This window comes from Vibrio sp. R11-SG3-ISO9 (assembly GCF_059834255.1).
Genome location: NZ_JCBDGU010000010.1, coordinates 31,354 through 56,763, shown reverse-complemented (window position 1 = coordinate 56,763; position 25,410 = coordinate 31,354). Strand labels below are relative to the sequence as shown.

Sequence of the window (25,410 nt, the reverse complement as noted above, 5' to 3'; positions counted from 1 at the left end):
CTCAATTGAGTCGGCGTTTCTCCTATAAAGGTTGGCCTTTAGCCATGAATAATCACGTTCTGCTGTACTAGCGCATCTAAGATGTCATCAGGCATGGTACTGGCGAGTGTCAGTTGCGGAGCAAGATCCTCCACCACGATCACTTGTTGTGTAGTGCCCATACCATCTGGGTTTATCGTTAGCTCTATATTATTAACGTCTACAACTTTTGCATCTATCTGTTGCAGCAGTACTGCCATATCTAGCGTAGTGTTTTGAAGCTCAGGCAACACTTCTCTCAGATCTATGTTATCCCCTTCCGATAAATCAAAGTCGGTAATCGTGTCCTCAACTCCATCTTGAATATTGAGCCAAACGAACGAGTCCATACCATCGCCACCGGTGAGGATGTCGAAACCATCACCACCGATTAAGGTATCATTGCCATCACCGCCAATCAGTTCATCGTTACCACTGCCTCCCTCGATAAGATCATCACCACTCCCCGCTTCAAGAACCGCATTACCGCCATCGCCAAGTAGCTGGACATCATCCGCTGTCGCACTTAAATCGATGTCAGTTGCATCCGCGACAATCGTCAGATTGAGGTCTATCTCTGAGGATGTTGCCCCTGGAGATATCACCATATTCATGTCATCCAACTCCGATGAAACCGCCTCCAGCTTGATAGTGTGCGGTGTTGCATCTTCAGGAAGGTCGACAATTTTTAGGCTATCAATCGCATCGGCGGATGCTGTCCATACACCAGCATTAAGGGTGACTGTACCCGCACTGCTAACCACGGAAGCACCTGCCGGCACATCTTTGATATTCAATGTCAGAACTTCATTGATGTCAGCCAACGCCGCCACAATACCAACCAAAGGAATACCACTCGCGCTCGCCGTTTGGCTTGCGGTAATATTGCGAACATAGTTCATTGCAGGGTCGATAGACAAACTCGGTGTATTCGCGACCGGTGTTACCTGAATCGTAAACTCTTCTGGTGGGGTTTCGATGATAATGCCAGATGGGTTGCCGCTGTCTTCCGCTACAACCTGCAGGTTAATACTATTCGATGGAATGTATTGCGTATTCACAAACACTCCAACAGGATTGGATGGTGTGTTGAGGATATCGTTGATGTCGGCAGGTGTCCCTTCCAGCATAATCGAGCTAGTACCCTGCCCACTCACTGTTACAGTCGTCGAGCCCGGTAACGTCGCTGATAAAGTACCAAAATCGACACTCAAGGTGACGGTCATAAAATCACCCGCATGAAGACCAACATAATCTGGGTCTGCGACGCTAATACCACTAATCAACTGGTCGACATCTTCATCTATGACTGACGTGACATTGTCACCGTTAATAACAGGTGAATCATTAACACCCGTTACCGTTAAGCTCAATGTTCCGCTATCTGTTAAGAAGTCATCAACGCCATTAGTTTGTCCGTCATCTTGAATAGTGTAGGTAAAACTAATATCGCCACTGATTGCATCATATTCGTCATTTGCCTCGAACTCCCAATATGGGCCTGTAATCGCTGGATTAGCACCGCCAATATTTTCGAAGTACTGCAACTGACCTTGGCCTGATGTGAGACTGACATTTGTTACTGTCAGGTTGTCCCCTTCGGGATCGCTCGATGCGGCAATCAAATCTGATGCTTTAATAATGATCTTATCGCCTTCATCAATGGTACCCAAATCAACATCACCAGCGATTGGCTTATCATTAACTGACGTAACAACCAAACTCAATTCAGCGGTGTCTGTTTTCGGATCCGCGACACCATTGGTTGTACCATCATCCTGAACGGTGTAGTCAAACTTAACATCACCATTGAAGTCATCAGCACCGGTAAACACCCAGAAAGGCCCTGAGATACCTGAGTTATCGACTCCCCCTACATTCTCAAAACGTTGCAGCGTACCGCTACCTTGAGTAATCACTAAATCAGTGATCTGCAGGTTGTGATTCTCCAAGTCCGAAGATGCAGCTAGAAGATCGGCTTCGATGATCGTTACTTGGCCTTCTTCTGATATTGAGCCTAAGTCGACATCCGTCGCAACAGGGTCGTCATTAACCTCGGTAACCTTAATTTCAAATGTGGATACATTAGTAAGCGGGCCCAGCGATCCATTATTACCACCGTCATTTAATTCAGCGGTGACGGTAGCTACACCTCCCTGATTCAAGTAATTCTCATCAGCACCTAATTCAAATCTAACGCTACCATTGTCCAGAGCATTATTGATATTGGCTAGGGTGCCAGAGAGAATGATCGAGGTGCCCATTGTTGGTGTTGAGGTTACTCCCGTAGAGGTGGTATAGCTCAACGAGCCTTGGTCAACCGATAACGTTAGTGTATATATCGCACTTGGGTCATCATAGACGGCATCTGGATCTTCAATTTTGAAACCAGACACATCACTAAGGGCGATAGACGTATCTTCTGGAGTCTCTAAATTTTCAATATTGACGAAGGTTGGTTGGTCATTGATTGGATCAATCACCAAATCCACATCAAAAATTGTTTCCGCGCCTAAATACTCGGTGTTGTCAGCATCCGTATCCACTGCACGCACAGAAATAGACAACGGTGCATCAATACCAAGTGCGTTACCGTCATCGGAGTTATGTTCACCAGAATTAAATACGATCTTATCGAGTTCTGTTGCATCTACATCTAGTGTCCAAGTGTCAGTGCCCGCATCATAAGTGCCAAGCGACGTTCCATCTGGATACAAAATTGAAGCATCTGAAGGAACGTTACTGACAACAACTCGAATTGTTTCGTGATCGTTTTCTGTATAAGTCCCGCTTCCTGTTGCCGAAAATGCGTTGTCTAGAATAGTCGCGTTAATCTCTATATCGATATTCTCACCTTCATTACCAGAAACAGAGTCCGTTGGATCCGTATCAATATCGTCCCCTACTGGCAATACATGTACTTGGAACTTCGGCAGCGTACCTGCGTTGGTTGGTACACCAAGCAGAGACTCTTGCGTAAAGACTTCAACGCCAAATTCAAAAGTACCGCTGAAGTCTTTCGGAGGTAGTACCGATACTTCACTCAAATCAAATGAATTCGACACGCTCGATGGCAGTTGAACACTCCACACGCCTCCGCCATTATTCTTAACGGTAAAGTCAGAGCCGCTATCGACTCTAAATTGGAAACCATCAGGCACATCGGTGAATTTGATAGAGACAAATTCTTCCGAACCGTCTAGGTCAGTCAATGCAATCGATACAGGACTTGAGCCAGCAAGTGATATCTCCTGATCTTCGGTACCTGTGATTTCGATGATATCAGGGTCACTGCCTGGCCCTGTAATTTGAACATCATCCACCACAGGAACAACATCGAAACTCACCACCGTTGAGAAAGACTCGCTTGTCGCATCTTCTGTGGTACTTGGACCACCTTCATTGAACGTTGCCGTATCGAGAATATTCCCACTGACAGTAACGCTCACAGTGCTGACATCAACACCATTGACGTCATCATAAGTCGGGAAGTTTTCTTTCGGTCTAAACAGCACACCTGACAAGGCACCGTTTTCAATTTCACTTTCGGTGAAGGATATAGATGTGCCCAATGGCGTTCCAGTATCACTGTAGAATTCGCCATTGGTTGTGTCTGTTAACGTTAACGTGATATCGGTGAAACGTTCATCACCGCCTTCAACACCATTGACTTGGTCCGCAACCGAACCAGAGAAATCGAGCACGATATAGGTATCTTCGTAACCCACAGCTTCAGCGCCCGGTTGACCATCGATATCGACAGGGTTCAACGAGTCATCCAAAGAACCCGTGATATCGACAGAGATACTTGGCGCTACATCGGTTACTGCAGAGACTTTAATGATGGCGCTGGTATCAAGTACATTCTCATCACCTGATATCAAGTCTTTGGTGATCACCGTAAACGGCAAGTCAAAGTCACCTGAATAATTTGCAGGTAAATTCAATACCAAATCAGAGAAGTCTGGCGTTACACCTTGTACCAAAGTGGACTGATATACATACTCGCCGTTAACGAAATCAATCTCACCACTACCACCAATGCTTATATTTATGGTTGTTTCGTCAGGACCTCCTGGGTTAACAACCACGGTGTCATCAATAACGATAGTGATTTGGTCATTAAATGCATCGCCACCACTGAAGCTAATAATACTTTCAAGCGCGTCACCAAGCATGAGTTGAGTATCTTCAACTGCATCGATTGTTTGGTTCGGAGTCGCAGCGATATCAGAAGCAATTTCTCCTCCTCCCGCAATATCTTCAGGGAAGGTTAACGTCACTTCACCTTGTCGTCGTTCTATTGCAGAATCTTGATCGTTAAGTTCGTCCCCTAAGTCTTCGACTTGAGTAAACACCGTCATTTTGATGCTGCTAGTGTTGGTATCTATACCATCATCATATGGTGCAGTGAGATCTAAGCCTTCAGGTGCGCTAATCGTAAACGCATCTTCATCTGTTACCACCCAGCGACCATCACCCTCATACACAGCACCAGTGACAAGCAGTTGACTCAACACTTCGTCTGGCAATGTGCCGTTAGTCGTAGTCGTCAACTGAATGACAACTTCGTTAATGACTTCGTTGATAGGAAACTCAGGAGAGACATCATCTTCTTTGTAACGAATAACGTACTCGCCACTAGTTGCAGAGTTATCACTATTCGTAGTGAATTTGATAACTCCCGTATTCGTGCTAATCGTTCCCAATTCACCACTGCCGTTTTCATTGGAGAACACGATATAGTTATCGTCAGTTCCATCTCCATCGGGATCTTCAGGTTCCACAACTGGCACAACTTGCACTGTAATGGTGCCCTCAATTGCTGGGTTAGCCACCACTCGGCCGCCCTCACCAACAATAGCATCGTCGGTATACTCGAAATCTCTTTCCTCCATTTCCAAGACAGTTGTTAGCGTAAAGTCTACGCTCGAGTTTTGTGGCGGTGTCATTTGGATAAAGTCATTCGCCAAAGCAATCTGAGTAAATTGCTCTGGTGTTTGTGAGGAGTCTTTCGGTGTGATAACTAGCGTTCCGGGTGTGCTCGAATCGACTGTGACATCACCATTCACTACCGCGACAACACCCGTTGGAATACCATTGATGGTAATGGAAGTGAAATGTTCATCGTCATCAATGTAATCAACACCTTGCGGATGCCAATCGATATTGATAGCCGTATCTTCGTCACCAGTTGTGGTGTTGCTATAAGTCGCAGAGGTGTCGATTCTCGGTTCAACCAATACTCGTACTTCTTGGTCAAATGTTAAGGTGTGGCCGTCGTTCTCTGTAACGACGATTCGCCCTTGAATATGAATATTCTCGGTCGATGAGTCGACAGGACGAATGATGATGCCTGACGTTACGCCCGCTTCAGTAATGTTTGCTTCATAGATGGGTTTATCAAGATCAGGATTACCACTGCCATCTTCTTCATAACCAACAAAGTTAAGATCTATAACCGTACCATCGCCGTCTTCGATGACCACACCATCTGGGATACCGGATAGAATAACAGTTATCGATTCTGAACCATCACCTGCAAGTGGGGCATCAGCAGGATTATCTGGTCTTCGCTCACCAGACAACACCGTGAAATCAAGAACTGCGAAGCTATCACCATTTTGGCTCTCTTGGATTATGGTTTGTACCCCACTCACGCCTCCATCGGTAAACTCTTCCCAATCGGTCCCGTTAGTTCCACCAAATGGCACGTCAGCAACACCAATCACTTCAACATTAACCTTCTTCGGCCCAAAGGTTACTTCATCTGTTTCTGAACCAGTTGAAAGTGAAGCTGTATCTTTTACGACACCTAAGACATCAAAGCTAAAGTCTTCATTGCTGTGCTCTTTAGGTATCACTTCTACTTGGTCAAGTTCAGAATAAAGAATCTCTTGATAATCGACGCCATCAATTGTCACCGTTGGGATAACGTTGTTGGTTCCTAACTCGTAAAGCTCGGCGCCTTCCGTGATATTGTTGATTCTCACATACAAAGTTTCAGAACCATCCGCATCCACCGATGGCGTCATAGTAATCACTTCATCAAGTGTAAACGCAACTCTATTACTAGGATCACCAACAGTATCTGGGTCGAGAATATTATCTTCATTGATGGTTTTACGATTCACGCTTAACGTGCCTAAATCTGCATCAGGTAACACGTCTATCGTAAGTATCCGCACTTCCGATCTAGCTGTAGTTTTGTCGTTGACATTTGCATTATCGCTATCGTCAAATGGATTACGGTTCTCCATTGTTATGGCGACGGCTTCAAAACTAATGGTGCCTGAGAAGTTGTCGCTAGGATCCACGATAGTACTGTTAATGTCTGCGGCTTCAATAATATAAAGCCCATTCGCATCCGGTTGGATCTCATCACCAGCACTGTCTAGTAACCTAAAGTCACTTACGGTCGTAGGTGGAACGATTTTTAACTCATATGTAATCGTCTCAGGGCGCGAAGTATCTTGAGAGTCCGCCTCAAGATTGAGAGTGATAGTATTTCCATCCTCCGTCACTGGTATATCTTGGTTCATATTGTCAGTGTCAGGGCGGTAAGTGAATGTGCTATTTGCATCATCCCATTCAGCCTCATCGGCCACCGCTTCTATTTCAATTCTAAAGTTAGAGCTTACGGTATGATCGGGTGCACCGTTGTTGTCGATCTCTAACTCATAATTAATTCTAACGCCACCATTGCCTGTACTGAAGTTTCTGTCAGGGACGAAGTAGAGGTTATTGATAGTCGCAATCGTATCGCTTGGATTGTCTGGATCATATACCGCAGGCACAAGAGTTCGTGTTATATCTGCACCGTCTAGAATGAAATTACCGTCGACGTCTTCCGCCAATTTGACATACTCTGCCCCATCGTAGTAATAGAAGGTACCTCTGTGGTTGGTATTGTCGAAAATCTTCAGTTGACCAATGTCTTCATTGTTATCTCGGTCATAAAAGTTAACCTGCAATTCGACCTTAGCTGGCGTGTCAGGCAGACCGTCTTGATTATCAAAGGTATTTTCGTCACCTCCCGTCGGTTCACTACCAGTAGCGTAAACAATTGAAGAGTCACGACCTATATCCTCAGTAGTCGTCACTTTCAATGAAACAGCCGTTGAATCGCGATCAACAATAGTGATATCTAACGGGGTTTCAGAAGTATCTAAATCACCATCTGTTGCTATAACGTTGATGGAGAAGTTAATCTCATCGCCATCGTGTTCAAGATAACTATTGGCTCTGAACTCAACTTCACCATTAGAGTTGATACGCAAGCGCCCCAACTCTCTTTCGTCTATGACATTACCGCCGGCATCATATTCCTGTTCATAAACACGGACCTGTTGACGACCTGAGTTAAGATCATAGGTATCACTTTCTGTGTCACTCGGCCTTCTGCGGAAAACGATGCCAGTATCGCCATCAGACGTACCCTCTATTTGCGTAAGCACGGCTCCATCAGCACCAGTGTCCGTCGCAGTCGCAAACATATTCACTTTTGAGCCACTATAGTTCTGCCCTTCAAGGCGAGTGATAGATTGAGTCGTCACAAGAGGAACATCATCTGTAACGGATAGGTTAAGCGCGATAGCGTTAGACTGATCCCCATCGAAATCTTCGGCTATTACAGAGAAGTTCAATGGAATGCTGTTTTCACCGTCCGCATCCGAATGCTTGAGCGGTTTAAACAGTTCAAACTGATAACTGTTGTCGCTGGTATCAAACACAATCTCAAACACAGCTTCGTTGCTTGTCTCTGTTTGCGCGGTATAGGTAAATGTTGTGCCGCTTTCAACAACTGCTAACCACTCTAAGCTTTCGCCTTCCGAGGTCAGCCCAGTTAACACTGCGTCAGGGTTTACCAATTCATAAAGAACAACTCCGTCGGCACCCTCATCAATCGTGAATAAGCCATTAATAATGGTGTCTTCTGTTTGCGATGTGTCCGAACCAATAGTAGCTAAATCGTCTTCATCAACCACGGTTTCTCCAGTCGGAGCCGTCATTGTTGGACCATCATCCAGCACTTCTATTGGTAATCGGTATTGGTTTGAATCATCACCATCACCATCGACCGCTACCACGTCGAAAGGTATGGTTAACGAATCTGAATTAGCGGCATGATTTAGTGGCCCTAGTAGGGTAAACGTATAATCGCCATCATTGGTCAATACTAGAGTAAAGATTGGAGTACCCGACTCTGTAGCACCTTGGTAAGTCGTTGTATTAGCCGCGCCAGTTATCTCTTCGATCTCAATATCTTCATCACCAGATGAAAGTATCGCTTCCACAGCGGCTATATTGCGAAGTTCGTAAGCATCGACCTGGTCTGCACCTTCCGTTGTAACAAAAGAGCCAGTTGCCTGTGTTGGGTCACCAATATCCTCTTCATCAACGACAAAGGTACTGCCAACACCTGTATCTGTTATTTCAGGTACGTCATCGGTAATCGTGACACTCAGCGGTGTCATCGCAGAGTCGGTTTCGTCAGTATCAACAGCGTAAACGGGTAAGGTAAAGATTTGATCATTATTGCCCTGCACATCAGCATGATCGATCTCTTGCAGCAGTGTAAAGGTGTACTCTCCTAATACGGTAGTAGAGAAACTAATTTTAAAGATTTCGACTTCAGGTCCATTAACAGGATCTTCTGTAGTAAAACCTATATAGCCACCAGAAACCGAAGGATCCTCTTTCAATTGAATGGAGAGTCCATTGGATTTAAGCGCCCCGTTATCATTGAATTCAGTCGTCTCAATACGGAAGTAGCTGACGTCATCACTCCCTGCTGTGAACGTGATCTGCTTGGTGTCACTCACTGGTAAACTTGGGGAAGAACCATCGGCTAAGTTAACTTCACTCAAGCTTACTGGCGGAATAAGATTGATCGTTGGTGGTGCGCCATCACTAATGATTAACCTAACGGTTGCGTCTTCTGGGTCGAGATCTTGGTCTCGAGAGTTCACAACGATGTCCTTAATGATGTCGCCATTTTCATGGTCTAGATTTCTGTTTGGCTCGAAGCGAATATCACCATTCAACTTGATATACAGTGTCCCTTCAGGGTAAACAAACGCTTGCTCACCAGTATCGTTTTGATCCAGTAACTGCTCTGCTCCGCCATCATAAGTAAACCCAATGACTGTTGAACCATCTGCACTTGGCCCCGTTATGCTTTCAAACACATCGCTAGTCACAGTACCTGTAGTAGGCTCGGTGACTGTTAGATCCCCTGACTGCATTACCTGAACATCATCACCAATGATAACTTCAAGTGGTTTAGGGTCCGAAATGTCACCGTCAGTGTCTTGAGCGCGAACCGATAAGTCAAAGCGAATCTCGTTGTTTCCATCGCCATCTGGGTGATCCAAATGCTCCAGAAGCGTGAAGGTATATTTGCTTGGAATTGAATCATCAAACGTTAAAGTGAAAATAGGGACTTCGACGCCCGGTGATACCGTGGTAAACGCCAAATAGTCGCCCGAATTTACTGGGTCTTCTCGTAGATCTACCACCAACCCATTTGATTTAATCGTCCCACCAACATTAAACAACGACGTATTGACAATAATCTTCGCAATGTCGTCACTACTAGCAAATGTTGTGATGGTATTGGTTTCACTAACTAAGTTCGAGTCTGGAGAGGAGCCATCAGATAGGTTACTTTCAGATAAGTTGACGCCAGGAACCACATTCAGTTCTGGGTCTTCACCATCAATGATGGTCAATCGAACACTCGACATGAAGACATCGTTATCAAAGTCTGAAGAGGTGAACACGATATCTTTGACAATGTTCCCACCTGAGTGATCAAGGTTTCTATTTGGCTCAAATCTCACATCACCATCTAAAGTGACAAACAGTGAACCTTCCGTGAAGGTAAACTCTTGTTCACCAGTAATATTCTGATTAAGCGAGATTGCTACCCCACCACCGTAGGTAAACTCAGTGATGGTCGCACCATCGGCACTTGGTAGCGGCATCACATCAACCGTTGCCGTTGTTGGTGTGCCTGAAGTTGGCTCAGTGATCGTTAAAATTCCATCCTGCATTTGCTGAATGTCATCTTCAATCGTTACCACAATATCACGTCTTGTCGACTCAGAGTCATCGGTATCAACCGCGTAAATTGGTAGGCGGAAATTAAGGTCGTTGTAATTTAGACCATTCAGGTGATCGAGCGCTTCCAACAAGGTAATCGTGAATTGCCCTTTATTAACACTATCGAAGCTTATCGTGAAGACATCTGTTTCATTACCTAAACCGTCAGCCGTAAATCCAATGTAAGTTCCTGAATCTGCAGGATCCTCCTTCAGTGCCACAACTAAGCCGTTCGATTTCAGCAAGCCACCAAAGTTAAATTCGTTGGTGTCGATACGGAAATGGCTGAAATTGTCACTTCCTTCGGTATAAGTGATGGTATGTGTTGAACTCACCGGTCCCAAGCTTGGCATCGAGCCGTCGGTTAGGTTCACTTCTGACAAGTAAACGTCTGGCACAATATTGATGACAGGATCAACACCATCCGTAATAGTTAGCGTCACCGTCGCTGTTTCGACATCTTTATCAAAGTCACTTGTGGTAACAGTAATGGTGCGAACGATATCACCACCAGAGTGGTCGAGATTTCGGTCTGGCTCGAATCGCACAGAACCGTCTAACTTAACGAACAGTTTCCCATCTGAAACGGCAAACTCTTGTTCAGTGAAGTTCGTTTGGTCTAAGACGAACGGTCCGTCAGTACCGTACATAAACTGAGTGACCGTTGCGCCATCTGCACTGTCTGTTGGCATCACATCTACAATACCCGTTGACGGTGGCCCTCCAGCACCAGACGTCGTCACCGGTTCAACAATGCTTAACGTACGGTCTTGAGTCTGTTGCAAGTCATCGGTAACTGTCACGTTCAGAGAAGACGATGCGGAGTCCGTGTTATCAGCGTCAACCGCTATCACGGGAATATCGAAGTCTAAAGTATTGGCAAGGCTTGCATTTGCGTGGTCTAACGCTTCCAAGAGTGTGAATGTGTATTGACCTATGTTGCTGTCTGAAAACTCAAGCGTGAAAACATTGGTCTCAACATTTGACGCGTCAGTAACAAAGCCGACATAGTTGCCTGAATCCGTTGGCTGTTCTTTGATTTCAACGGCAAGGCCATTCGACTTCAGAGCTCCCAATGTATTGAAATTGGCGGTATCAACTCTAAAGTGCGTGACGTCATCACTGCCCTCAGTGAAGGTTATGACTTTGGTTTCGCTTACCGGCGTACCTGTTGACGCAGAACCATCACTCAAGTTCGCTTCATTTAGCGCAACATCAGGGATAAGGTCGATAACTGGGGCATCGCCATCTTCAATCGTCACCGATACGGAGGTACTAACAATATCCCCGTCTCCGTCCTCTGAGTTAACAATAATAGTTTTTACAATGTTGCCACTTGAATGGTCCAAATCGGATACAGGCTCAAAGCGCATGCTACCGTCAATAGAGACAAACAGCGTGCCCTCGTCATAAATGAACGACTGCTCCCCCGCCACATTTTGATTTAGTGTTTGAAGCGCTTCTCCATCATAGCTGAAGCTCGTCAGTGTTCCTCCATCCGCACTACTATCAGGCATTAGATCAATCGTATTGGAAGTTTCAACGCCTGTAGATGGCTCTTTAGCCGTCATAGAACCAGCAACCAATGATTGAATATCATCGGTTATGGTGACAGACAACGGTGACATGAGAGAATCATCGCCGTCGGTATCAACAGCATAAACCGGCAAGCTGAACGTCAGATCGTTGTTACCTTGAATCGGTGCGTGGTCAATAGCTTCAAGAAGCGTGAACGTGTATTCGCCTAACGTTGTTGAGCTGAAATCCAATGTAAAGACGGTAGTTTCAACATTAGAGATGTCGGTAGTGAAGCCAATGTAGTTACCCGACCCTGTTGGCTCTTCGCGAAGCTCAATGATCAAGCCACCTGACTTGAGTGAGTTATCTGCATTAAACTCACTTGGCTCTAAGCGGAACTTCTCAACATCATCACTTTGGTTGGTAAACGAGATGGTTTCGGTTTGGCTTACTGCACCAACAATTGGTGACGAGCCATCAGCTAAATCTGCTTCCGCAAGAGCGATGCTTGGCACGGATTCAATAGTCGGGATATCACCATCGGTGATCGTAAGTGTCACCGTCGCCGTTTCGACATCAACGTCACCATCACTTGAGGTGAAGACTAGCGATTTGACGATATCTCCGGATTCATGGTCGAGATCTCGGTTTGGCTCGAAGCGCACATTACCTTCAATGGTCACGAACACGGAACCTTCGGTGAAGGTAAACTCTTGCTCACCTGTAATAGTTGGGTCTAAGGTTTGCGCTGCTCCGCCATCGTAAGTGAACTGGGTAATCATCGCCCCATCAGCACTCTGCGCCGTCATCACATCAATGGTGTTGGTGGTCACCGTACCATCGGCCAAATTAGGCTCGGTGATATCGAGCGTACCGTTCGCCATGATTTGAACGTCATCACCGATAGTGACTGACAGTGGCGACATCAGTGAGTCATCACCATCTGAATCGACCGCGTAGACAGGTAAATCGAAGGTCAGTTGGTTCTTATCTAATCCATCTTCATGGTCCAACGCTTCCAGTAGTGTGAAGGTGTATTCTCCCTGTGTGGTTGTAGAGAAGCTCAAGGTAAATACAGGGACTTCCGTTCCGCCGTCATCAATAAAGCCAACATAATTGCCGGAATCGACTGGATCTTCTTTTAGCTCAACTGCGATGTTATTCGAAGTTAATGTGCCGCCAGTATTGAACTGGGTAGGCTCAAGTCGGAACTTCTCTACATCATCACTCTGGTTAGTGAATGAAATAGTCTCAGTTTGGCTCACCGCACTACCACTTGGCGCAGAGCCATCGGCAAGCTGCGTTTCCGATAGCGACACACTTGGTACGGATTCGATGGTTGGAATATCACCATCAGTAATGGTTAGAGTGACCGTTGCGGTTTCCACGTCCACATCGCCATCACTAGACGTCACCACAATCGATTTCACTATTGGACCAGATTCATGGTCAAGATTACGATTTGGCTCAAAGCGCACGTCACCTTCAAGGGTGATAAACAATGCCCCTTCGGTGAAGATAAACTCTTGCTCGCCAGTGTCAGTTTGGTCAAGCGTGTAAACATTGCTGTCATAGGTGAACTGGGTAATAGTCGCGCCATCGGCACTCTGCTCTGGCATCACATCAATTGTGGTTGTGGTCACCACCCCGGCTGCCAGTTCGGCGACTGTCGGCTCTTCGATGGTCAAGATGCCGTTACTCATACCTTGAACATCATCTTCGATCGTCACGGTGAGTGGTGACATTGCCGAATCATCACCATCGCTATCAACCGCATAAACAGGTAGGTCGAAGCTGAGGCTGTTGTTGTCTAAACCATCTTCATGATCGAGCGCTTCAAGCAACGTAAAGGTGTATTGGCCTAGATTTGTATCAGAGAAACTAATGGTAAAGACGTTGGTTTCAACATCCGACGCATCTTTAACAAAACCGATGTACTCGCCAGCATTGTTCGGGTCTTCTTTGATCTGAACCGCCAAGTTATTCGACGTCAGAGTTCCTAACGTATTAAACTCAGTTGGCTCAATACGGAACGATTCCACATCATCGCTTTGGTTAGTAAATTGAATGACTTTGGTGTCGCTAACCGCAGAGCCTGTCGGATCGGAGCCATCAACAAGGCTTGATTCTGAGAGCGACACAGGAGGAATTACATCAATAATTGGAACATCACCATCGACAATCGTTAATGTCACCGTTGAGGTCAGAACGTCGGTATCACCATCGCTAGAGGTCACCACAATGCTCTTAACAATATCGCCACCCGAGTGGTCTAAATCTCGGTTCGGCTCGAAACGCACTTCGCCTTGAGTGGTGATGAACAGTGAACCTTCAGTGAAGGTAAACTCTTGCTCAGTCGCTATATTTTGGTCAAGCGTGTAAGCTGTACCGTCATAGGTAAATTGAGTCACGCTCGCGCCATCAGCGCTTGGAGCGGTCAATACATCGAAGATTGATGTTGTCGGCGTACCTGCAGCTAAATCAGCTACCGTAGGTTCTTCTATGCTAAGCGCACCGCTCGCCATGACTTGAACATCATCAGTGATGGTCACTGACAGCGGCGACATTAATGAATCATCGCCGTCGCTATCAACTGCATAGACAGGTAGCTCAAACGTGAGGTCGTTGTTACCTTGAATCGGTGCGTGGTCAATCGCTTCAAGAAGCGTGAAGGTGTATTCGCCTAACGTTGTTGAGCTGAAATCCAATGTGAAGACAGTAGTTTCAACATTTGAGATGTCCGTGGTGAAACCAATGTAGCTGCCCGAACCGGTTGGTTCTTCGCGAAGCTCAATGATCAAACCTTCTGACTTGAGTGAATTGTCTGTATTGAACTCCGCCGGCTCCAATCGGAACTTCTCAACATTGTCACTCTGGTTGGTGAACGAGATGGTTTCCGTTTGACTCACCGCACCAACGATTGGAGAAGAGCCATCTGCAAGTCCTGCCTCCGCTAGAGTGACACTTGGAACAGATTCAATAGTCGGGATATCACCATCTGTAATCGTTAGCGTCACCGTCGCGGTTTCTACATCAACATCGCCATCGCTCGAAGCGAACACGAGTGATTTAACAATATCGCCATCTTCATGGTCGAGGTCTCGGTTTGGCTCGAAACGCACATTACCTTCGATGGTGACGTACAAGTCTCCTTCAGTGAACGTGAACTTCTGCTCACCGGTAATGGTTGGATCTAAGGTTTGCGCTGCGCCGCCATCGTAAGTGAACTGGGTAATCACTGCCCCATCAGCACTTTGTGCCGTCATCACATCAATGGTGTTGGTAGTAACATTTCCGTCAGCCAAATTTGGCTCGGTGATATCGAGCGTACCATTAGCCATGATTTGCACATCATCACCAATAGTGACTGACAACGGCGACATCAATGAGTCATCGCCATCTGAGTCGACCGCATAAACTGGCAAGTCGAAGGTCAGCTCGTTGTTATCTAATCCATCGGCATGATCTAACGCTTCCAGCAGCGTAAAGGTATATTCTCCAAGGGTTGTCCCTGAGAACCTCAAAGTGAATACAGGAACTTCCGTGCCACCATCATTGATAAAGCCAGTGTAGTTGCCTGAATCTACTGGTTCTTCTTTAAGTTCAACCGCGATGTTATTCGAAGTTAATGTACCGCCAGTATTGAACTGGGTCGGTTCAAGTCGGAACTTCTCTACATCATCACTTTGGTTAGTAAACGAGATAGTCTCAGTTTGACTCACTGCGCTTCCACTAGGCGCAGAGCCATCGGCAAGTTGCGTTTCAGACAGAGATACACTTGGTACCGACTCGATGGTTGGGATATCACCATCAGTGATGGTCAGAACAACTGTTGCAGTTTCGACGTCGACATCACCATCGCTAGACGTCACCATAATCGATTTCACGATTGGGCCAGATTCATGGTCGAGGTTGCGGCTTGGCTCAAAGCGCACATCACCCTCTAACGTGATGAATAGAGAGCCTTCAGTAAAAATAAACTTTTGCTCGCCTGAATCATTCTGGTCAAGCGTATAAACAGCACTGTCGTAGGTGAACTGAGTAATAATCGCGCCATCCGCACTCTGCTCTGGCATCACATCAATCGTGGTTGTGGTCACCACCCCTGCTGCCAGATCCGCGACTGTCGGCTCTTCGATATTCAAAACGCCATTGCTCATGCCTTGAACATCATCTTCGATAGTCACAGTGAGTGGCGACATTACCGAATCATCACCATCGCTATCAACCGCATAAACAGGTAGGTCGAAGCTTAGGCTGTTGTTGTCTAAACCATCTTCATGGTCGAGGGCTTCAAGCAGTGTGAAGGTGTATTGGCCTAGATTCGAATCAGAGAAACTAACGGTAAAGACATTGGTTTCGACATCCGACGCATCTTTAATAAAGCCGATGTAATCGCCAGGATTGTTAGGGTCTTCTTTTATCTGCACCGCTAAGTTATTCGATGTCAGAGTTCCTAGCGTATTAAACTCACTTGGCTCAATACGGAACGATTCCACATCATCGCTTTGTTTCGTAAATTGAATGACTTTGGTGTCGCTAACCGCAGAGCCTGTCGGATCGGAGCCGCCTGTTAGATTGGACTCAGACAATGCAATTGGTGGTATTACATCAATAGTCGGAATATCACCATCGGTAATGGTCAGCGTGACCGTAGAGGTCAGTTTATCACTATCGCCGTCACTCGAAGTCACCACGATGTTTTTAACAATATCGCCAGCTGAATGGTCTAAGTCGCGGTTTGGCTCAAAGCGCACTTCACCTTGAGTGGTGATGAACAACGAGCCTTCAGTGAAGGTAAACTCTTGTTCAGAACTGTCCGTTTGGTCGAGCGTGTAAGTCGTACCGTCATAAGTGAACTGAGTAACACTTGCACCATCAGCGCTTGCGCTAGTGAGCACATCGTAGACAGAAGTCGTTGGTGTACCTGCTGCCAAGTCAGCGACCGTTGGCTCTTCAATGCTAAGCGAACCACTCGCCATGACTTGAACATCATCAGTGATAGTCACAGACAGTGGTGCCATGAGTGAGTCATCGCCGTCGCTATCAACTGCATAAACTGGCAAGCTGAATGTCAGATCATTGTTGCCTTGAATAGGTGCATGGTCGATTGCTTCAAGAAGCGAGAAAGTGTATTCGCCTAACGTTGTTGAGCTGAAATCCAATGTGAAGACAGTAGTTTCAACATTCGAGATATCTGTTGTGAAACCAATGTAGTTACCCGAACCCGTCGGCTCCTCACGAAGTTCTATGATCAAGCCATCCGATTTCAATGAGTTGTCAGCATTGAACTCCGCCGGCTCCAATCGGAACTTCTCAACATTGTCACTCTGGTTGGTGAACGAGATGGTTTCCGTTTGACTCACCGCACCAACGATTGGAGAAGAGCCATCCGCCAGTCCGGCTTCTGCTAGAGTGACGCTTGGAACAGATTCAATGGTTGGAATATCACCATCTGTAATCGTTAGCGTGACCGTCGCCGTTTCTACATCAACATCGCCATCACTTGAGGCGAACACTAGCGATTTGACGATATCGCCAGATTCATGGTCGAGGTCTCGGTTTGGCTCGAAACGCACGTTACCTTCAATGGTGACGTACAAGTCCCCTTCAGTGAACGTGAACTTCTGCTCACCTGCATTCGTTGGGTCTAGGGTTTGCGCTGCTCCGCCATCGTAAGTGAACTGGGTAATCACTGCCCCATCAGCACTTTGCACCGTCATCACATCAATGGTGTTGGTAGTAACAGTTCCGTCAGCCAAATTTGGCTCGGTGATATCGAGCGTACCATTAGCCATGATTTGAACATCATCGCCAATGGTGACTGACAATGGTGACATCAGCGAATCATCGCCATCTGAATCGACCGCGTAGACAGGCAAATCGAAGGTTAACTCGTTGTTATCTAATCCATCGGCGTGATCTAGCGCTTCCAGTAGTATGAAGGTGTATTCACCAAGGGTGGTTCCAGAAAAACTCAGTGTAAATACAGGAACTTCCGTGCCACCGTCATTGATAAAGCCAACATAATTGCCGGAATCGACTGGATCTTCTTTTAGCTCAACTGCGATGTTATTCGAAGTTAAGGTACCGCCAGTATTGAACTGGGTCGGTTCAAGTCGGAACTTCTCAACATCATCACTTTGGTTAGTAAACGAAATAGTCTCAGTTTGACTGACGGCACTGCCACTTGGCGCTGAACCATCGGCAAGTTGCGTTTCAGACAGAGATACACTTGGTACTGACTCAATGGTTGGAATATCGCCATCGGTTATGGTTAGAACAACTGTTGCAGTTTCGACGTCGACATCACCATCGCTAGACGTCACCATAATCGACTTCACGATCGGGCCATCTTCATGGTCGAGATTACGACTCGGTTCAAAGCGGACGTCACCTTCAAGGGTGATAAACAAGGAACCCTCGGTGAAGATAAACTCTTGCTCACCCGTGTCAGTTTGGTCAAGCGTATAAACACTGCTGTCGTAGGTAAACTGAGTAATGGTCGCGCCATCTGCACTCTGCTCTGGCATCACATCAATCGTGGTTGTGGTCACCACCCCTGCTGCCAGATCCGCGACTGTCGGCTCTTCAATGGTTAAGACGCCATTGCTCATGCCTTGAACGTCATCTTCAATGGTTACCGTAAGCGGTGACATCGCCGAATCATCACCATCGCTATCAACTGCATAAACCGGTAGGTCGAAGCTGAGGCTGTTGTTGTCGAGTCCACCTTCATGGTCAAGAGCTTCAAGCAGTGTGAAGGTGTAACGCCCTAACACAGCATCATCAAAGTTGATGGTAAATACTTCAACTTCTTGATTTAACGCGTTAGTTGTAAAGCCTGTGTATTGACCAGAGCCTTCTGGGAACTCTCGAAGTTCGACAGCCAAGCCATTCGAAGTCACCGTGCCTGATGGGTTAAACTCATCAGCTGCGATTCTAAAGCGCTCAACATCATCACTTTGGTTGATGAACGAGATGGTTTCGGTTTGGCTCACCGCCGCACCGCTTGGCGCAGAGCCATCAGCAAGGCTTGATTCTGAGAGCGAAACTGGAGGAATCACATCAATAGTCGGAACATCACCATCGGTAATTGTCAGCGTGACTGTAGAAGTCAGTACATCATTGTCGCCGTCACTCGATGTCACCACGATATTTTTAACGATATCGCCAGCCGAGTGGTCTAAGTCTCGGTTCGGCTCAAAGCGCACATCCCCCTGAGTAGTGATGAACAGTGAGCCTTCCGTGAAGGTAAACTCTTGCTCAGTCGCTATGTTTTGATCAAGCGTGTAAGCCGTACCATCATAGGTAAATTGAGTCACACTCGCGCCATCGGCACTTGCGCTAGTGAGCACATCGAAGATAGAAGTCGTTGGCGTACCCGCAGCCAAATCAGCGGCCGTTGGCTCTTCTATGTTAAGCGCTCCGCTCGCCATAATTTGAACATCATCGGTAATGGTGACTGACAGCGGTGACATTAACGAGTCATCGCCGTCGGTATCGACTGCGTAGACAGGTAGCTCAAACGTTAGATCGTTGTTGCCACGACCATCTTCATGATCGATGTTCTCTAACAATGTAAAGGTGTATTGACCTAGAGTAGCAGCGCTAAAGTTGAGAGTGAAAATCTGTGTCTCTACATTCGAGGCATTAGTCGTAAATCCAACGTAGTTACCTGAGCCTGCCGGATCTTCTTTAAGATCAATCGCTAACCCGCCAGACTTCAAGGAGTCATCTGTATTGAACTCATTTGGTTCTAATCTGAACTTCTCGACATCGTCACTTTGATTGGTGAATGAGATAGTTTCTGTTTGACTCACCGCGCCCACGATTGGTGACGAACCATCGGCCAAATCTGCTTCTGCTAGTGCGATACTTGGCACCGATTCAATGGTTGGGATATCGCCATCGGTAATAGTCAGAGTTACCGTTGCCGTCTCAACATCGACATCACCGTCACTTGAAGTAAACACAAGTGATTTAACAATATCACCAGATTCATGGTCGAGGTCTCGGTTTGGCTCGAAACGCACATTACCTTCAATGGTGACGTACAAATCCCCTTCGGTGAACGAGAACTTCTGCTCACCAGTAATGGCTGGATCTAGGGTTTGCGCTGCTCCGCCATCGTAAGTGAACTGGGTAATCACCGCTCCATCAGCACTTTGCGCTGTCATCACATCAATGGTATTGGTCGTCATAACACCATCTACCAAGTTTGGCTCAGTGATATCGAGCGTACCATTAGCCATGATTTGCACGTCATCACCAATAGTGACTGACAACGGCGACATCAGTGAGTCATCACCATCGGAGTCTACCGCATAGACAGGCAAATCGAAGGTCAGCTCATTGTTATCTAGGCCATAGGCATGATCTAACGCTTCAAGCAGCGTGAAGGTGTATTCACCAAGGGTTGTTCCAGAAAAACTCAGAGTAAATACAGGAATTTCCGTACCGCCGTCATTGATAAGGCCAGTGTAGTTTCCTGAGTTTACTGGATCTTCTTTTAGCTCAACTGCGATGTTATTTGAAGTTAAGGTACCGCCAGTATTGAACTGGGTCGGTTCAAGTCGGAACTTCTCAACATCATCACTTTGGTTAGTAAACGAAATAGTCTCAGTTTGGCTGACAGCACTGCCACTTGGCGCTGAACCATCGGCAAGTTGCGTTTCAGACAGAGATACGCTTGGCACCGATTCAATAGTTGGAATGTCACCATCGGTAATAGTCAGAAGAACTGTCGCGGTTTCTACATCAACATCACCATCACTAGACGTCACCACAATCGATTTTACGATTGGACCAGATTCATGGTCTAGGTTGCGGCTTGGCTCAAAACGTACATCGCCTTCGAGGGTGATAAACAGAGAACCTTCTGTGAAGATAAACTCTTGCTCGCCCGTATCAGTTTGGTCAAGCGTATAAACAGCACTGTCGTAGGTGAACTGAGTAATAGTCGCGCCATCCGCACTCTGCTCTGGCATCACATCAATCGTGGTTGTCGTCACCACCCCTGCTGCCAGATCCGCGACTGTCGGCTCTTCAATGGTTAAGACGCCATTGCTCATGCCTTGCACATCATCTTCGATAGTCACGGTGAGTGGCGACATCGCCGAATCGTCACCATCGCTGTCTACCGTATAAACCGGTAGGTCGAAGCTGAGGCTGTTGTTGTCTAAGCCATCTTCATGGTCGAGAGCTTCAAGCAGTGTGAAGGTATAACGTCCTAACACGACGTCATCAAAGTTAAGGGTGAATACTTCGACCTCTTGATTTAGTGCATTAGTCGTAAATCCTGTGTATTGACCAGAGTCTGCTGGGAACTCTCGAAGCTCAACAGCTAGGCCATTCGAAGTCAGCGTGCCTGAAGGGTTAAACTCATCGGTCGCTATTCTGAAGCGCTCAACATCATCACTTTGGTTAGTGAAAGAGATTGTTTCGGTTTGACTCACCGCCACACCACTTGGCGCAGAGCCATCAGGAAGGCTTAATTCTGAGAGCGAAACAGGAGGAATCACGTCAATGGTTGGTACATCACCATCGGTAATAGTCAGTGTCACTGTCGAGGTAAGAACGTCGTCATCACCATCGCTAGAGGTCACCACTATACTCTTCACGATATCACCACCTGAATGGTCTAAATCTCGGTTCGGTTCAAAGCGCACATCCCCCTGAGTCGTGATGAATAGCGATCCTTCAGTGAAGGTAAACTCTTGCTCAGAGCTGTCTGTTTGGTCGAGTGTGTAAACCGTACCATCGTAAGTAAATTGAGTGACACTCGAACCATCGGCACTTGGCGCGGTAAGCACATCAACTACACCAGTAGTCACAGCTCCAGCGCTAACGTCAGCTAAATTTGGCTCAGTCACTGTTAAATCAACATCTTGCATAACCTGAACATCATCATTGATGTTAACAACCAACTGGCTTACAGCGGTTTTATCTCCATCCGTATCGACAGCCAAAATAGGAATATCGAAAGAGAGTAAGTTATTGCCTTGTAGAGGCCTATGATCGAACGCTTCAAGCAATACGAAGGTGAAATCACCAATATTGGTTTGATCAAAAGTAAGAGTGAAAACAGACGTTTCTACGTTTGAAACATCGGTCGTATAGCCTAAGTAACTACCTGACCCTGCTGGCTCCTCGCGAATTTCAACGATAAGCCCGTTAGAGGTTAGCGAGTCGTCGCGGTTAAACTGTCCCACTACCACTTCGATACGTGCAACGTCATCACTCGCTTCAGTAAATGAAATAGTATTTTTTGAGTCAACAGAGACACCACTTGGCGCTGAACCATCGATCAATCCAGACTCATCGAGCGTGACGCTTGGTACATTATCTATGGTTGGGTCGTCGCCATCAGTGATTGTTAAGACCACAGTTGCCGTGTCAACGTCTACATCGCCATCACTAGATGTCAGCACAACCGTTTTAACGATATCACCATCGGTTTGATCGAGATTACGATTAGGCTCAAAACGAACGTCTCCATCTAGGGTTACAAACAGAGAGCCTTCTAGGAATTGGAACTCCTGCTCGCCAGTATCATTCTGATCTAAGGTTCGAATTGCACCATCATAGGTAAACTGAGTGATTGATGCCCCATCTGCACCTTGGATAGGGAGCACATTGATCGTTTCCGTCGTAACAATACCTTGAGCCAACACGCCTAAGCTAGGCTCTTGAATGGCCAAAATACCATTTTGCATGGTTTGTAGGTCATCACCTATCGTCACAGTTAGCGAAGCACCTAGAGAGTCGTCGCCATCTGAATCCACCGCGTAAACGGGAAGGTCAAATGATAAGTCGTTATTCTGCAAACCATCGGCATGATCTAGAGAGTCAAGTAGCGTGAAAGTGTATTCACCCAATGTCGAATCTGAAAACTCGAGCGTAAATACCGGCACTTCTGTATTCGAACTATCTGTCACAAATCCAACGTAATTACCTGAGTCCGAAGGCTCTTCTTTCAAACTCACCACTAAGCCGTTCGATGTTAGCGCGCCACTGGTATTAAACTCTGAACTCTCCAATCTAAAGCGAGTAACGTCGTCACTACCTGGGGTGAAATCAATTGTTTGCGTTGAACTAACATCAGAGCCTGTTGGTGAAGAGCCCGAAGCCAAATCTGGCTCCAATAAAGACACACTCGGAATGTCGTTAATGGTAGGAATTTGCCCGTCAGTAATTGAGATTTGTAGTAAGGCCGAATCTGTATCGCCATCACCATCAACGGCATTAAATGTAATATCTTGAGTGATGGTCTCGCTTGCTGAATGGTCAATGTCTCTCGCAACGACAAAAGTCACATCCCCGTTTAATGCAACATTGAGTGTCCCCTCATCAAACACAAACGCTTGTTGAACCGCCTCGTCCTGATCTGGATCTAGATTGTATGTTGTGCCGTCATAAACAAAGGACTGTACCGTCGCTCCATCACCACCGGTGAAGTTGAAAAGGTTATAAGAAGCCGTTGACTCACCGTCTTGCGTTGGCTCATCAAGTGATACGCTGTTGTCTATCAACTCGACAACATCATCGGCCACCGTCACCACAATCAATGCGGGTTGAGCGTCCCCACTACCACCAGCTAAAGAGGAACGATCACCGTCCGCATCAACTGCGTAGATAGGCAGTTCAAAACTCAACTCGGCATCTTGAGAGCCTTGGTGCGTTAAAGAATCGAGTAGTGTGAACTCGTAAGAGCCCAAAGCTGGACTATCGACTGCAACTTCAAAAACAACGCTTCTAACACCATCAAGAGTGATGAAGCCCTCGTAGTTTCTTACCCCGTTAACTTCACTCATTAACTCTAACGAAACTGGTTGGCCGTTCGACAACAGACTGCCATCAGTATTGAACTCCAACGGCTCTAATTCGTGGTGATCAATGATGTCACTTGTAAAAGTATCTGAATCCACTGAACCCGTACCAGTGATAATGCCTACGCCCTCTTCAGAACCTCCAGCAAGACCACTCTCTTGTACAGAGATTGGGTCGACGGAATTGATCGTTGGTCGATCACCATCAGAAATAGTGATGTTTAATGTACTCACTGCCGAGTCTTGGTCGAAGTCAGTGATTGTTACCGGGAGTGAAAATTCAAGAGAGTCTGAATTAATCTGTTCAATGGGTTTGAACTGTTGGAAATGGTACTCGCCATCAGTATCAACTGAAACCGTGAGTACAACCTCTCCACGGCCCAAGATAGACAGAGTAATCTCTGTACCATCATCCGACAGTCGAGCGATAGTATTCTGGTTATCACTCAAAATACCATCGAATTGATCAAGCGACGCAGAATCAAACGCTACCGAGGCCAAACTATCACTTTCTATAGAAACAAAACTCCCCTCAACCAAGGTCGTATTGGTTTCCGGGTTGGTAATCGTGACAGTCTCGGGAATTGGATCTGCGCCATCAAAAATTGCAACACCAGCTGAAATAGGTGTCTCGATGGCGTTACCACCAATATCAGCGCCTTCGATATCGAAGGTCAGCGTAATCTGGTTATCAACGTATGAAACCTGCCCGTCACCTACTGAAGAAACATGATCGATAGGAGCAGATAATGTAGAAGTAAGCGTCAAGTTGACATTCGAACCCGAGCTTACTGTATCGATATCGACGCGCAGAACTTCTGTACCGTTCTGAGTGCCCACAATCGCATTCTCGTTTGCATCATAAACAAACTGAACCGCCACACCACCTGATGTAATGTCGCTATTAAGTTCACTAAGCAGAGAAGAGAGAGAGTCAGTAGCTGGCACAAAAGTGTTAGGGTCTAAGTCAAGACTGCCACTTTGAATAAGTTGATTGGTAGAAACGGTTTGAGGATAAGTTCCTTGTGCCAAAGAGCCCTCGGTCAGGCTCTGAGAAACACTTTGGCCTCCGGTCGAGGCTGTAACGTCGCTTCTGAATTCATCGTCATCTTCGTCAACTTGCTCTTCCTCCAATGCAGAGGTTTCGAAAAACGTCGAAGGTTGCGTTTCAGTATAGTTATAATCGATGGTGACAAAGCCTGCGTTAGCTGAACTACCAGCACCACCCGCAGCCGTTGCCTCCAAAATTTCCGTCGGATCTTCCCCAGCTAAGATTGCTTCTTGAATAGCTGCGATATCGTCGACACCAAAACTATCATCGCCAAGTTGAGTCAAGTCTATTTCGACGTCACCTTCTACGGGAACATCTCGCCATGCAAACACTTCATCAATACAGCCGACACAGTTTTCATCGACCTGTATGTCTCCTGAAGTGTCGACCAATACCAACTTCGCGCCTTTAGGTGTCAATACAATCTCATTCTCACGAATCGTATCACCCACTTTGGCTTTACGAGCAGTCCCATCTGCATCCATGATGATTACATCACCACTCACCTGCTTAACTACTGCTGCGTTACGCAAAACTTCGACATCCATATGTCCCCCTAGATACACATAATGATGGGTCTCATCATCGTGTAAGAATTGTTGTAAGCGCTTGTTGGGTTGTAACTCAGATTCAACCACTAATTTTTACCAAGATATCTATCTTTAGCTCATGATGGTTCGATTTTGTTTTTACTTGATGTTTATCGAACTCATTTACTCTTAAGACTAGTATTTCCTTAGGAAAATTCCATTTACAGGGGGAATTGATTGCATATCGAATCGCGTCCGCTTTCTGAGCCAGATTTATCGAAATAAATGAGCACAAATAAGGACTTATTATATTCAGTCAAAAATAGTCACTAACTGGCGTCAATTTCCACAATTA

General features: G+C 46.3%; 1 protein-coding gene. It reads right to left on the bottom strand.

The genetic code is table 11. The annotated features are described in order from the left end of the window. Positions 1–38: 38 nt before the first annotated feature. Entirely contained in the window at positions 39–25,073 is a 25,035-nt protein-coding gene (locus AC6R05_RS04280) for a retention module-containing protein (protein ID WP_500646663.1), read from the bottom strand. Positions 25,074–25,410: the final 337 nt, after the last annotated feature.

Bases quoted from the DNA above. Each gene is read 5' to 3' on its own strand.
- AC6R05_RS04280 (WP_500646663.1), bottom strand. From the start codon at position 25,073: ATGGATGTCGAAGTTTTGCGTAACGCAGCAGTAGTTAAGCAGGTGAGT.